The organism is Mesorhizobium sp. B2-5-7 (assembly GCF_006440875.1).
In the GTDB taxonomy this organism is placed as follows: Bacteria; Pseudomonadota; Alphaproteobacteria; order Rhizobiales; family Rhizobiaceae; genus Mesorhizobium; species Mesorhizobium australicum.
In genome coordinates this window covers 1,006,875-1,020,077 of the sequence record NZ_VFUO01000001.1, presented here as the reverse complement: position 1 = coordinate 1,020,077, position 13,203 = coordinate 1,006,875, and the positions used below count along the sequence as shown (strand labels likewise).

The window sequence follows — 13,203 nt, the reverse complement described above, 5'->3', positions numbered from 1 at the left end:
GATCAGGCAACCACGGCCAGCCGACGCTTGCGCTGGTCCAGCGACACGATGGTCAGCCCACTGGCGACAACCAGCAGGATGCCGCAGACCGCCAGTGCATTGGGGAATTGCCCGAACACCAGCAGGCCCGAAATGACGGCCCAGACCGTGAAGCAGTAATAGAACGGCGCCACCGCGCCGGTCGGCCCGACGCGATAGGCCATGAAGATGAAGAAGTGGCCGAAGATCAGGAAGAAACCGGCTCCCGCCATCAGCATCAGGTGGTGCGCCTCCGGCGCCACCCAGCGCTCGGAAACCAGATGCGCGGCGCCTGCGCCGATCAGGACCACGACGACCGCCGAGATCGCCACGATCATTCCTGGCACTTCGGCGGCGATCTTGCGGCCGGCCAGATCGCGCGCGGCGGCGAACGTCGCGTTGCCGAGCGCCAGCAAGGCATAGACCGAAATGCCTTGCATGGTCGGCTGCGCCACCATCAGCGCGCCGATGAAGCCCAGCCCGATCAGCGCCATGCGTTGGCCGCCGATACGCTCGCCAAACAGGATCGAGGAGCCGACCAGCATCAGCAGCGGCGTGATCTGCCCCAACGCGGTGGAATCGGCGATCTGCATGTTGGCGAGCGCGACGACGTAACAGAGGATCGCCGCCAGTTCGAGGAGGTTCCTGCGCAGCACCCGCCTGTCGAAGATCAGCGGGATCTGCTTGCCGTAGCCGAGCGCAAACAACAGCGGAAGGCCCCACAGCGTTGCCGCGGCACCACGCAGGAAGAGCACTTCGTAGGAGGGCAAACCCGACGTGGCGAGCTTCATCATCGTGTCGTTGACCAGATACGACCCGGTCGAGACGATCATGAACAGCGGGCCGCGAACGGCAGTCGGGATGAAATACATCGGCGCAGGAAATCAGACGCGGATCGCTGCCGCAATGGGCCATGAACCGCCGATAAATCCGACAGCGACTGACGTGGAGACCCGAGCAATCCTCGCTTTGCTCCCTCGGTTTTCGCCCATTCCATTTTCAACGACGGATCCCCATATCAGCGCCACATCCCCGCAATCGGATCAAGGGTTCTGGCCGAGTGAGATGGCGCCCCGGCAAAAGACGCTTGTGTTTTTTGGCCTTTATCGCTAATCGCCCCGCATTCGACTGAACTGAAGGTCCAGGCCGTCCAAGGAAAGAGACTATGGCAAAAGGTAAATTCGAGCGCACCAAGCCTCATGTGAACATCGGCACGATTGGTCACGTCGACCATGGCAAGACGTCGCTGACGGCGGCGATCACCAAGTATTTTGGCGAATACAAGCGCTACGACCAGATCGACGCGGCGCCTGAAGAGAAGGCGCGCGGCATCACGATCTCGACGGCTCACGTCGAATACGAGACCGCCAACCGCCACTATGCCCACGTCGACTGCCCCGGCCACGCCGACTATGTGAAGAACATGATCACCGGTGCCGCGCAGATGGACGGCGCGATCCTGGTCGTGTCGGCCGCCGACGGCCCGATGCCGCAGACCCGCGAGCATATCCTGCTTGCCCGTCAGGTCGGCGTGCCGTCGATCGTTGTGTTCCTGAACAAGGTCGACCAGGTCGACGACGCCGAGCTGCTCGAACTGGTCGAGCTCGAGGTTCGCGAACTGCTGTCGAAGAACGAATTCCCCGGCGACGACATTCCGATCGTCAAGGGTTCGGCGCTGGCTGCACTCGAAGATTCGGACAAGAAGATCGGCGAGGACGCGATCCGCGAGCTGATGGCTGCGGTCGACGCCTACATCCCGACGCCGGTTCGTCCGCTGGACAAGCCGTTCCTGATGCCGATCGAGGACGTGTTCTCGATCTCGGGCCGCGGCACGGTCGTCACCGGCCGCGTCGAGCGCGGCGTGGTCAAGGTCGGCGAGGAACTGGAGATCATCGGCATCCGTCCGACGACCAAGACGACCTGCACGGGCGTGGAAATGTTCCGCAAGCTGCTCGACCAGGGCCAGGCTGGCGACAACATCGGCGCGCTGCTGCGCGGCGTTGATCGTGAAGGTGTCGAGCGCGGCCAGGTTCTGGCCAAGCCGGGCACGGTGAAGCCGCACAAGAAGTTCGTGGCCGAAGCCTACATCCTGACCAAGGACGAAGGTGGCCGTCACACGCCGTTCTTCACCAACTACCGTCCGCAGTTCTACTTCCGCACGACCGACGTGACCGGCATCGTGTCGCTGCCGGAAGGCACCGAGATGGTGATGCCCGGCGACAACATCACGGTCGATGTCGAGCTGATCGTGCCGATCGCCATGGAAGAGAAGCTGCGCTTCGCCATCCGTGAAGGCGGCCGCACCGTCGGTGCCGGCATCGTCGTCACCATCAAAGAGTAATCGATCCGGCTGCTGCCGGTCTCGAAAACGAAAGGGCGGTCTTCGGGCCGCCTTTTTTCGTTTCAGACGCCTCGCAACGCAAGCATTGCGCGTTTGTTTCAAAGCTGTTGCAAGCGCCATGGCTGCAACTAGTATAGGTTGCGCTGAGGGGAGCTTTGCCGACCGTGGTTCCAAGGCACCGTTTCGATGGGAAGGCATGGCGGTTATGGGCACTGGTTTGCCTCGCCGTCGCCATGGCTCTGCCCGTTTTGACAGCGCGAGCGGAGGATGGGCCTCTCGACATCCCGCCCATGCGCTTCGTCGTCGTGCGCAGCAACGCTCCGGGATGCGAACCCAACTGTCCTGAATGGATATCGGCGGACGGCACCATCGACGCGGGCACGCCGTCTCTCTTCAAGCGCACGCTCAAGGCGCTCAAGGGAAGGCAATTGCCGGTCGTCGTCAATTCGCCCGGCGGTAACGTCGAGGCCGCGTTGGCACTCGGCCGTATGATCCGCAAGAACAAGCTCGATATCGCCGTCGGCGTGACGGTTTTTTCCGATTGCCAACCGGAAACAAAAAACTGCGGGGACAACAAGGGCAAAAGTGCCGATTATTTCGGTACGGCCTATGACGACGGAGCCATGTGCAATTCGGCCTGTCCGCTAATGTTTTCCGGCGGTGTTCGCCGCTTCGTCGGAGATTTCGGCTATCTCGGCGTCCACCAGATCACCACCACATACCAGCGGGAGAAGCTGCTCTACCGGACCACGTACCGGATCGTGAACGGCAGGAAGAAGATCATCAGCACCAAGGTGGTCAGCCGCAAAAACGCTGGCAGCTACAAAACCTACGAAATGAGCAGGACCGTCGAGAAGACGCTTTCGGCGTACCTGAAGGAAATGGGGATAGCAGACGGCGTACTGGAAATCATGAAGGCCACGCCGGCCAGTGAGATTCGTCAGATTCCCCTCGACGACATGGTGAGGATGAAGTTGGTCACCAGCCGGGACGCAGTGGATCTGTTGACCACGGCAAGCCTCTGCGGCCTGGCCCAGCCGGCCACGAACTGCCGGCAAATAGCTGGACCCGCAAGCAAGACGACGCCATTGGCCGCAGCCAGGCCCATGGCTGCCGTTCAACCGGACACCGCGAAGGCCGGCGGGGACATGCGGTTTGTCGTCGTTCGCGGCAGCAATCCGCTGTGCGATCCCGATTGTCCGGAATGGATATCGGCCGAAGGCGCGATCACGAACCAGGCGCCGCGGAAGCTGCGGCAGTTGCTGGCCACGCTTGGCGATCGGCGGCTGCCTGTCGTCATCAGCTCACGCGGAGGCGACCTGCCCAGCGCTCTCGCAATGGGGCGGCTTATCCATGAAAGAAAGCTCGACATCGCCGTTGCCCGCACCGATTTCGTCGACTGTGACCCCGACGCGTGGAACTGCCTGGCTACGGAAGGAGCCTATGCCGGATTGAGCATCGATGCGGGGGTGGAGTGTGATTCCGCCTGTGCGTTAGTGGTCGCCGGCGGTGCCAGACGGCTTGTCGGTCCCCGGGCTCGGCTCAGCCTGTATCCGATGGGACAGAAGCTGGTGGTCAAGGCCTACCTCGACGAGATGGCGATCAGTCCCGCTCTGTTCGCAACAATCGAACGACGCTCGACCGAGGGGCAACTTGACCCAGACACCATGCTCAAGCTTGGACTGACAACGGGACCGCAATCGGTCGACGCGCTGACCGGCTCCACGATTTGCAAGGCTGTTGCCAAGCCCGACAATTGCCTGGGCCTGCCAGCCGCCAATGCACAGGCCGACGCGCCCGCCAGGCTGTAGAGCACGGTGATGTCAGGGGAACTGCCCATCGAGGCAGGTTGAGCCATATCCGATTTCCGCTATCGTCGCGGCGGCGGGGCCGGCGAAGGATCGAGAATGAGCCAGGACGTTCCGACACTCTACGAGTGGGCCGGAGGCAGCGAGGCGCTGAACCGGCTGACGCAAACCTTCTACGACAAGGTGGCACGAGATCCGGTCGTTGGCCCGGTGTTCAAGCACATGTCGCCGGACCACCCCGCCCATGTCGCGGCCTTCATCGGCGAGGTCTTCGGCGGACCGAAAACCTACAGCGAAACCTTTGGCGGCCACCGCGAAATGGTCATGCATCATCTGGGCAAGCATTTGACCGAGGAGCAGCGCCGCCGCTGGATCAATCTTCTCGCCGACGCGGCGGATGAGGTCGGTCTGCCGGACGATCCGGAATTCCGTTCAGCATTCATGGGCTACGTCGAATGGGGATCGCGGCTGGCCAAGATGAATTCCAATCTCGGCGAGACCTGCGATCCCGAGACCGAACCGATGCCGGCCTGGGGCTGGGGCGTGACTGGCGGTCCGTACCGGGTGCCGGACGCAAAATAGCTTCGGCTGCCGGCGATACCTCTATGAATCGCGCGCCAGCGACTTCAGGCGGGAGCTGGAGATCGATGCCGAGGGGCTGGTCGCCGACCATCTCGATTTCTGGCGCAGGGGTTAAGCACGTTTGCCTGCAAACCGCTCTTTACAGAGCGCGCGGAAGCTTTTAGGAAGCGCCTGCGCCGAAGCGCGCGTGTACGGGCATAGCTCAGTTGGTAGAGCGGCGGTCTCCAAAACCGCAGGTCGTAGGTTCGAGCCCTGCTGCCCGTGCCATTTCCTAAGATGGCATCAAAACGATATTTCGCGGGCTGCCTTTGAAAATCGGCGAGCCGCTTGCCATATTAGCCCGATTGGGGCATAAGGGCGCCATAGCCGGGACGGAACGACTGGATGGTTCCGAGGCGGCGTTTGGTCATAAAGCGGGCACTTGCCACTTGCGTGGATCAAGAATCGGTTTTATGTAGACGAAACAGACACGCGACGCGTGGAGCTGGGAAGCCGGCTTTACGCGTCTGATTTGCATGGGCGAAATGATTGCGCTGATTCGGCGCGAGATTGGGCTCAGGCGGCACGTCCCGGCCAGCGGGATCATCCAGGGGACCCGGCCAACGGGTCTTGAAGACAGGCGGCATATGGCTTCGAAAACCACAAATCCTTTCGTCTTTCTCCAGCAGGTGCGCGCGGAGACAGCCAAGGTGACTTGGCCGTCGCGCCGCGAGACGATGATCTCGACGGTCATGGTCCTGGCCTTTGCTGTGATTGCGATGATCTTCTTCTTCACCGCCGATCAGCTCATGGGCCTCGCGGTCGAGCAGATTCTGGGCATTGGACGCTAAGTCCGGCGATTAGGAGAAGTCGAAAAAATGGCTACGCGCTGGTACATCGTCCACGCCTATTCGAACTTCGAGAAGAAGGTCGCCGAGGACATCGAGAACAAGGCCAAGCAGAAGGGCCTGTCCGCCGATATCGAGCAGATCGTGGTGCCGACCGAGAAGGTCGTCGAGGTTCGTCGCGGCCGCAAGGTCGACGCCGAGCGCAAGTTCTTCCCGGGCTACGTGCTCTTGAAGGCCAACTTGACCGACGCCGTGTTCTCGCTGGTCAAGAACACGCCGAAGGTCACAGGTTTTCTCGGCGACTCCAAGCCGGTGCCGATCACCGAGGCCGAAGCCCAGCGCATCCTGAACCAGGTGCAGGAAGGCGTCGAGCGGCCGAAGCCCTCGGTCACTTTCGAGATCGGCGAGGCGATCCGCGTTTCGGATGGTCCCTTCGCGTCGTTCAACGGTTTCGTCCAGGAAGTGGACGAGGAGCGGGCGCGGCTCAAGGTGGAAGTTTCGATCTTCGGGCGCGCTGTGCCCGTCGATCTGGAATTCGGACAGGTCGAAAAGGGCTGATCCGAAATCCCTGATGCCGGTCCGGCGATCAGGGGAGGCGGCGCGGCAACGCGCGGCTTGAGAACGGTGGGAGGCGAAGGCGGCTTTAGCCGGCCGCAAGAACCGCACCACCAGACTGCAACCGCCGGTGTTTCCCAGATCGTGGAGCCGGCATAGACAAAGGCAGGAAAAGAGATGGCTAAGAAAATTGCAGGCCAGCTCAAGCTCCAGGTCTCCGCGGGATCGGCCACGCCGTCTCCCCCGATCGGCCCGGCACTTGGTCAGCGTGGCATCAACATCATGGAATTCTGCAAGGCGTTCAACGCGCAGACCCAGGAAATGGAAAAGGGATCGCCGGTTCCGGTCGTCATCACCTATTACCAGGACAAGTCGTTCACCTTCGTCATGAAGACGCCCCCGGTGAGCTACTTCCTGAAGAAGGCCGCGAACCTGAAGTCGGGCTCGAAGGAGCCGGGCAAGGTCAAGGCTGGCACGGTTTCGCGCGACAAGGTTCGCGAAATCGCGACCGCCAAGATGAAGGATCTGAACGCGAACGACGTCGAAGCGGCCATGCGCATGGTCGAGGGCTCCGCCCGCTCGATGGGTCTGGAAGTGGTGGGCTAAGATCATGGCAAAGATTGCAAAGCGTGTATCGAAGACCCGTGAAGGCATCGATCCCAACAAGGCTTATGCGCTCGGTGATGCGCTGAAGCTGCTCAAGGATCGTTCCTCGGTCAAGTTCGACGAGACCATCGAAGTGGCCATGAACCTCGGCGTCGACCCGCGTCATGCCGACCAGATGGTTCGCGGCGTGGTCAACCTGCCGAACGGCACCGGCCGCTCGGTCCGTGTCGCCGTGTTCGCCCGTGGCGACAAGGCCGAAGAGGCCAAGGCCGCCGGTGCCGACATCGTCGGTGCCGAGGATCTGGTCGACATCGTCCAGAAGGGCACGATCGATTTCGATCGCTGCATCGCCACGCCGGACATGATGCCGCTCGTCGGCCGTCTCGGTAAGGTGCTCGGCCCGCGCGGCATGATGCCGAACCCGAAGGTCGGCACCGTCACCACCGATGTCGCCGCGGCCGTCAAGGCTTCGAAGGGCGGCGCGGTCGAGTTCCGTGTCGAGAAGGCCGGCATCGTTCATGCCGGTGTCGGCAAGGTCTCTTTCGACGTCAAGGCGCTGGAAGAGAACGTCCGTGCCTTCGCCGATGCGGTGACCAAGGCAAAGCCGGCTGGCGCCAAGGGCAACTACGTCAAGAAGGTGTCCGTCACCTCGACGATGGGCCCGGGCCTCAAGCTCGACGTCTCGACGCTCGCCGCGTCCTGATTGGATTTGGATTGGCCTTTCGAAGGCTGATCCGTGACTGAATTCCGGGCCTTGGATTTATCCTGGGCCCGGTACCGGAAGCCGGAAGGCTTCCGGACATCCTGTCCGAGATTGCGGGCGGCCCGAACCTTGATTCAAGAGGAGGGCCTTAATTCATGTGGGCCTGCATGAGACGGGTGAAAACCGGACAACGGGGCAGCAAGCTCCAATGAAAGGTTCGAACCGTGTTTGCCTTTTGTCTGCGCATCGCCGGCTTTGCCGTCGATGTGGCGAAAGGGGGCAGGATCCTCGAGCGTCGTTCGGGAGATCCGTTACTGGATGGCCCGGCCGGCAAAAGGCAACCCGACGCCTGTCCTCGAAATGGGAATGTTCCCATTGGCAGGACTGGGGTCAACTGGAGATAGGCAGTGGACAGAGCGGAAAAACGCGAACTCGTCACGGGCCTGAATGATGCGTTTTCGGGCGCGGGTTCAGTCGTCGTGGCCCACTATGCCGGTATCACCGTCGCGCAAATGAACGACCTTCGGTCGAAGATGCGCGCTGCCGGTGGCACCGTTAAAGTCGCGAAGAACCGTCTCGCCAAAATCGCTCTTCAGGGCACGGACTCCGCATCGATCATCGAGCTGTTCAAGGGACAGACGCTGATCGCCTATTCGGAGGATCCGATTGCGGCGCCGAAGGTCGCGTCCGATTTCGCCAAGGGGAATGACAAGCTCGTCATTCTCGGCGGCGCAATGGGCACCACCTCGCTCAACGCCGACGGTGTGAAGGCACTCGCCACACTTCCGTCGCTCGATGAGCTGCGCGCCAGGCTGGTTGGCATGATCGCCACGCCGGCAACCCGGATCGCCCAGATCGTCAATGCGCCAGCGGCCTCGGTCGCGCGCGTCATCGGCGCTTACGCCCGGAAGGACGAGGCGGCATGAGGCCGTTCCTCGCTATCAAAAACACACGTTCGAACCTAACGAAGGAACACAACAATGGCTGATCTGGCAAAGATCGTAGACGACCTTTCGAAGCTGACCGTCCTCGAGGCGGCTGAGCTGTCGAAGCTTCTGGAAGAAAAGTGGGGCGTTTCGGCTGCTGCTCCGGTGGCGGTTGCCGCTGCTGGCGGTGCTGCCGCTGCTGCTGCCCCGGTCGAGGAAAAGACGGAATTCGACGTCGTTCTCACCGAGGCCGGCGCTCAGAAGATCAACGTCATCAAGGAAGTCCGCGCCATCACCGGTCTTGGCCTCAAGGAAGCCAAGGACCTGGTCGAAGCGGCTCCGAAGCCGGTCAAGGAAGGCGTTTCCAAGGCCGACGCTGACAAGTTCAAGGCCCAGCTGGAAGCAGCCGGCGCCAAGGTCGACCTGAAGTAAGCGTAAAAAGCGGCGGGCGGCCTCGCGCCGTCCGCCACTCCCTTGGGTGATCAGGGGAGGCTGCGTGACGCGAGATGTACGAGAACCTCTTTCCTGAGGGCCGTAACCCGGCCTTCAGGAAACGGGTTTTCTCCCGTTTTAGCCGGTAACCGCCAAGCAATTGGAGAGGCGGCCGGAGAACAGACAGAGAGCCGCCGCCCAGGTGGCTCAGTATGCAAGACGAACCGCGGCGAGGTTCGTCCCGAGTTTAGAGCTAAGGAGCGACGATGGCCCAGACCCAGACTTTCAATGGCCGCAGACGCGTACGCAAGTTCTTCGGGAAGATCCCGGAAGTTGCGGAGATGCCGAACCTTATCGAGGTTCAGAAGGCATCCTATGACCAGTTCCTGATGGTGGACGAGCCCAAGGGCGGACGTCCCGACGAAGGACTGCAGGCTGTTTTCAAGTCGGTCTTCCCGATCTCCGATTTTTCCGGCTCCTCCATGCTGGAGTTCGTGAAGTACGAGTTCGAAGGACCGAAATTCGACGTTGACGAATGCCGTCAGCGCGACCTGACCTATGCCGCGCCGCTGAAGGTGACGCTGCGCCTCATCGTGTTCGATATCGACGAGGATACCGGTGCCAAGTCGATCAAGGACATCAAGGAGCAGGACGTCTACATGGGCGACATGCCGCTCATGACCTTGAACGGCACCTTTATCGTCAATGGCACCGAGCGCGTCATCGTCTCGCAGATGCACCGCTCGCCGGGCGTCTTCTTCGACCACGACAAGGGCAAGTCGCACTCGTCGGGCAAGCTTCTGTTTGCCGCCCGCGTGATCCCCTATCGTGGCTCGTGGCTCGACATCGAGTTCGATTCCAAGGACGTCGTGCACGCCCGCATCGACCGTCGCCGCAAGATTCCGGTGACGTCGTTGCTGATGGCGCTCGGCATGGACGGCGAGGAGATCCTGTCGACCTTCTACAACAAGATCACCTACAAGCGCGCCGGCGACCATTGGCGCATCCCCTTCAACGTCGAGCGTTTCCGCGGCCTCAAGGCCGTCGGCGACCTGGTCGATGCCGACACCGGCGAGATCGTCGTCGAGGCGGGCAAGAAGATCACCGCTCGCCAGGCACGCCAGCTCGGCGAAAAGGGTCTCAAGGCGATCAAGGCGACCGACGAGGATCTGCTTGGCAACTACCTGGCCGAGGACATCGTCAACTACGCCACCGGCGAGATTTTCCTCGAGGCCGGCGACGAGATCGACGACAAGACGCTCAAGGTGCTGCTCGGCACCGGCGAGCAGGAGATCCAGGTCCTCGACATCGACCATGTCAATGTCGGCGCCTATATCCGCAACACGCTCGCCGTCGACAAGAACGAGAGCCGCCAGGACGCGCTGTTCGACATCTACCGTGTCATGCGCCCGGGCGAGCCGCCGACGCTCGAGACCGCCGAAGCCATGTTCAACTCGCTGTTCTTCGACAGCGAGCGCTACGACCTGTCCGCGGTCGGCCGCGTCAAGATGAACATGCGCCTCGAGCTCAAGGCCGAGGACACCGTGCGCGTTCTGCGCAAGGACGACATCCTGGCCGTGGTCAGGACGCTGGTCGAACTGCGTGATGGCAAGGGCGAGATCGACGACATCGACAATCTCGGCAACCGCCGCGTGCGTTCGGTCGGCGAGCTGATGGAGAACCAGTACCGCGTCGGCCTGCTGCGCATGGAGCGCGCGATCAAGGAACGCATGTCCTCGATCGAGATCGACACGGTCATGCCGCAGGACCTGATCAACGCCAAGCCGGCGGCCGCCGCCGTGCGCGAGTTCTTCGGTTCCTCGCAGCTGTCGCAGTTCATGGACCAGACCAACCCGCTGTCGGAGATCACCCACAAGCGTCGTCTCTCGGCGCTTGGACCGGGCGGTCTGACCCGCGAGCGTGCCGGCTTCGAAGTGCGCGACGTGCACCCGACGCATTACGGCCGTATCTGCCCGATCGAGACGCCGGAAGGCCCGAATATCGGTCTGATCAACTCGCTGGCGACCTTCGCGCGCGTCAACAAGTACGGCTTCATCGAAAGCCCGTACCGCAAGATCGTCGACGGCAAGCTGACCAATGACGTCGTCTATCTTTCGGCGATGGAAGAGGCCAAGCACCATGTCGCGCAGGCCAACGCCGAGCTCGACAAGAATGGCGGCTTCGTCGACGAATTCGTCATTTGCCGCAGCGCCGGCGAAGTGATGATGGCGCCGCGCGAAAACGTCGACCTGATGGACGTGTCGCCCAAGCAGATGGTGTCTGTTGCCGCGGCGCTCATCCCGTTCCTCGAGAACGACGACGCCAACCGCGCTCTGATGGGCTCGAACATGCAGCGCCAGGCCGTGCCGCTGGTGCGCGCGGAGGCGCCGTTCGTCGGTACCGGCATGGAGCCGATCGTCGCCCGTGACTCGGGCGCCGCCATCGGCGCGCGTCGTGGCGGCATCGTCGACCAGGTGGACGCCACGCGTATCGTTATCCGCGCCACCGAGGATCTCGATCCGGGCAAGTCCGGCGTCGACATCTACCGGCTGATGAAGTTCCAGCGTTCGAACCAGAACACCTGCATCAACCAGCGTCCGCTGGTGCGCATGGGTGACCGGGTCAACAAGGGCGACATCATCGCCGACGGTCCCTCGACCGAACTCGGTGATCTGGCACTCGGCCGCAACGTGCTGGTCGCGTTCATGCCGTGGAATGGCTACAACTACGAGGACTCGATCCTGCTCTCCGAGCGTATCGTGGCCGACGACGTCTTCACCTCGATCCACATCGAGGAGTTCGAGGTCATGGCGCGCGATACCAAGCTCGGTCCGGAGGAAATCACGCGCGATATTCCAAACGTCTCGGAAGAAGCGCTGAAGAACCTCGACGAAGCCGGCATCGTCTATATCGGTGCGGAAGTGCAGCCAGGCGACATCCTGGTCGGCAAGATCACGCCGAAGGGCGAGAGCCCGATGACGCCGGAAGAGAAGCTTCTGCGCGCCATCTTCGGCGAAAAGGCTTCCGACGTGCGCGACACTTCGATGCGCATGCCTCCGGGCACTTTCGGCACCGTCGTCGAGGTGCGCGTGTTCAATCGCCACGGTGTGGAGAAGGACGAGCGCGCCATGGCGATCGAGCGCGAGGAGATCGAACGCCTCGCCAAGGATCGCGACGACGAGCAGGCCATTCTGGACCGTAACGTCTATGCGCGTCTTTCCGACGTTCTCGTCGGCAAGGAAGCGATCGCTGGACCGAAGGGCTTCAAGAAGGGCTCGACGCTGTCCAAGGACACGCTCGACGAGTATCCGCGTTCGCAGTGGTGGCAGTTTGCGGTGGAGAACGAAAAGCTCCAGAGCGAACTGGAAGCCCTGCGTGGCCAGTACGACGATTCCAAGAAGGCGCTCGAACAGCGCTTCATGGACAAGGTCGAGAAGGTGCAGCGCGGCGACGAAATGCCTCCGGGCGTCATGAAGATGGTCAAGGTCTTCGTGGCGGTGAAGCGCAAGATGCAGCCCGGCGACAAGATGGCCGGCCGTCACGGCAACAAGGGTGTCGTGTCGCGTATCGTTCCGGTCGAGGACATGCCTTTCCTCGAGGACGGCACGCATGCCGATATCGTGCTCAACCCGCTGGGTGTGCCGAGCCGCATGAATGTCGGCCAGATCCTGGAAACGCATCTGGGCTGGGCCTGCGCTGGCATGGGCAGGAAGATCGGCGAGCTTATCGATGCGTACAAGACAGCCGGCGACATCAAGCCGCTGCGCAAGACGCTCGAGAGCTTCATGCCGGCCAACGACCGCAACGAGCCGGTTCGCGAATATGACGACGAGAGCATCGTTCGCCTGAGCGAGCAGATGCGCCGCGGCGTCTCCATTGCGACCCCGGTGTTCGACGGCGCGCATGAGGCTGACATCAACATCATGCTGGAGCAGGCGGGCCTGCACACCAGCGGTCAGTCGCAGCTCTATGACGGACGCACCGGCGAGCCGTTCGATCGCAAGGTGACGATGGGCTATATCTACATGCTCAAGCTTCACCACCTCGTGGACGACAAGATCCACGCGCGTTCGATCGGTCCGTACTCGCTCGTCACCCAGCAGCCGCTGGGCGGCAAGGCGCAGTTCGGCGGCCAGCGCTTCGGCGAGATGGAGGTCTGGGCACTGGAAGCCTACGGGGCCGCTTACACGCTGCAGGAAATGCTGACGGTGAAGTCGGACGACGTCGCCGGCCGCACCAAGGTCTACGAGGCGATCGTGCGTGGCGACGACACGTTCGAGGCAGGCATTCCCGAGAGCTTCAACGTGCTCGTCAAGGAAATGCGGTCTCTCGGCCTCAATGTCGAGCTCGAGAACACCAAGCTCGACGACAACCCGATCCGGCTGCCCGATGCTGCCGAATAGGG

General features: G+C 62.1%; 11 protein-coding genes and 1 tRNA gene. 11 read left to right on the top strand and 1 reads right to left on the bottom strand.

Features of this window, described 5'->3' with window-relative positions; translation table 11 throughout:
* Positions 1-2 precede the first annotated feature (2 nt).
* Positions 3-890: a DMT family transporter gene (locus FJ543_RS05015; RefSeq protein WP_140874004.1), complete on the bottom strand. Its 888-nt coding sequence runs from the start codon at positions 888-890 to the stop codon at positions 3-5.
* A gap of 293 nt (positions 891-1,183) precedes the next feature.
* On the opposite strand from FJ543_RS05015, the gene tuf reads away from it, so the two are divergent.
* The 11 genes from tuf to rpoB all read left to right on the top strand — a co-directional run bounded on the left by tuf (position 1,184) and on the right by rpoB (position 13,201).
* On the top strand, positions 1,184-2,359 hold the full coding sequence (gene tuf / locus FJ543_RS05010; RefSeq protein WP_015317986.1) for an elongation factor Tu: 1,176 nt from the start codon (positions 1,184-1,186) through the stop codon (positions 2,357-2,359).
* 164 nt (positions 2,360-2,523) lie between these two features.
* The gene (locus FJ543_RS05005) at positions 2,524-4,170 is read left to right on the top strand and encodes a hypothetical protein (protein WP_041163843.1); all 1,647 of its coding nucleotides are present in this window, start codon (positions 2,524-2,526) and stop codon (positions 4,168-4,170) included.
* Between the two features lie 96 nt (positions 4,171-4,266).
* Positions 4,267-4,749 (top strand): group II truncated hemoglobin, encoded by a 483-nt coding sequence (locus FJ543_RS05000; RefSeq protein WP_140874003.1) that lies wholly within the window; start codon positions 4,267-4,269, stop codon positions 4,747-4,749.
* 191 nt (positions 4,750-4,940) lie between these two features.
* Positions 4,941-5,016, top strand: a tRNA-Trp gene (locus FJ543_RS04995).
* A 359-nt stretch (positions 5,017-5,375) separates the two neighbouring features.
* On the top strand, positions 5,376-5,579 hold the full coding sequence (gene secE, locus FJ543_RS04990; protein WP_013531408.1) for a preprotein translocase subunit SecE: 204 nt from the start codon (positions 5,376-5,378) through the stop codon (positions 5,577-5,579).
* A 27-nt stretch (positions 5,580-5,606) separates the two neighbouring features.
* A complete protein-coding gene (gene nusG, locus FJ543_RS04985; RefSeq protein WP_015317996.1) occupies positions 5,607-6,134 on the top strand; it encodes a transcription termination/antitermination protein NusG in 528 nt (175 codons plus the stop codon).
* A 174-nt stretch (positions 6,135-6,308) separates the two neighbouring features.
* Positions 6,309-6,737, top strand: a complete 429-nt coding sequence (rplK, locus tag FJ543_RS04980) for a 50S ribosomal protein L11 (protein ID WP_010909262.1) — start codon at positions 6,309-6,311, stop codon at positions 6,735-6,737.
* A 4-nt stretch (positions 6,738-6,741) separates the two neighbouring features.
* Positions 6,742-7,440: a 50S ribosomal protein L1 gene (gene rplA / locus FJ543_RS04975; RefSeq protein ID WP_023775355.1), complete on the top strand. Its 699-nt coding sequence runs from the start codon at positions 6,742-6,744 to the stop codon at positions 7,438-7,440.
* A gap of 407 nt (positions 7,441-7,847) precedes the next feature.
* Positions 7,848-8,366 carry a 50S ribosomal protein L10 gene (rplJ, locus tag FJ543_RS04970; protein WP_015317994.1) on the top strand — a complete coding sequence of 173 codons (519 nt, stop codon included), beginning with the start codon at positions 7,848-7,850 and terminating at the stop codon, positions 8,364-8,366.
* Positions 8,367-8,420: 54 nt separating this feature from the next.
* On the top strand, positions 8,421-8,798 hold the full coding sequence (gene rplL / locus FJ543_RS04965; protein WP_015317993.1) for a 50S ribosomal protein L7/L12: 378 nt from the start codon (positions 8,421-8,423) through the stop codon (positions 8,796-8,798).
* A gap of 266 nt (positions 8,799-9,064) precedes the next feature.
* Entirely contained in the window at positions 9,065-13,201 is a 4,137-nt protein-coding gene (rpoB, locus tag FJ543_RS04960) for a DNA-directed RNA polymerase subunit beta (RefSeq protein ID WP_015317992.1), read from the top strand.
* Positions 13,202-13,203 lie beyond the last annotated feature (2 nt).

Excerpts from the sequence above, each read along its gene's own strand:
- rplL (WP_015317993.1), top strand. The coding sequence starts at position 8,421 with ATGGCTGATCTGGCAAAGATCGTAGACGACCTTTCGAAGCTGACCGTC.
- nusG (WP_015317996.1), top strand. The coding sequence starts at position 5,607 with ATGGCTACGCGCTGGTACATCGTCCACGCCTATTCGAACTTCGAGAAG.
- FJ543_RS05015 (WP_140874004.1), bottom strand. The coding sequence starts at position 890 with ATGTATTTCATCCCGACTGCCGTTCGCGGCCCGCTGTTCATGATCGTC.
- rpoB (WP_015317992.1), top strand. The coding sequence starts at position 9,065 with ATGGCCCAGACCCAGACTTTCAATGGCCGCAGACGCGTACGCAAGTTC.
- rplA (WP_023775355.1), top strand. The coding sequence starts at position 6,742 with ATGGCAAAGATTGCAAAGCGTGTATCGAAGACCCGTGAAGGCATCGAT.
- rplK (WP_010909262.1), top strand. The coding sequence starts at position 6,309 with ATGGCTAAGAAAATTGCAGGCCAGCTCAAGCTCCAGGTCTCCGCGGGA.
- FJ543_RS05000 (WP_140874003.1), top strand. The coding sequence starts at position 4,267 with ATGAGCCAGGACGTTCCGACACTCTACGAGTGGGCCGGAGGCAGCGAG.
- tuf (WP_015317986.1), top strand. The coding sequence starts at position 1,184 with ATGGCAAAAGGTAAATTCGAGCGCACCAAGCCTCATGTGAACATCGGC.
- secE (WP_013531408.1), top strand. The coding sequence starts at position 5,376 with ATGGCTTCGAAAACCACAAATCCTTTCGTCTTTCTCCAGCAGGTGCGC.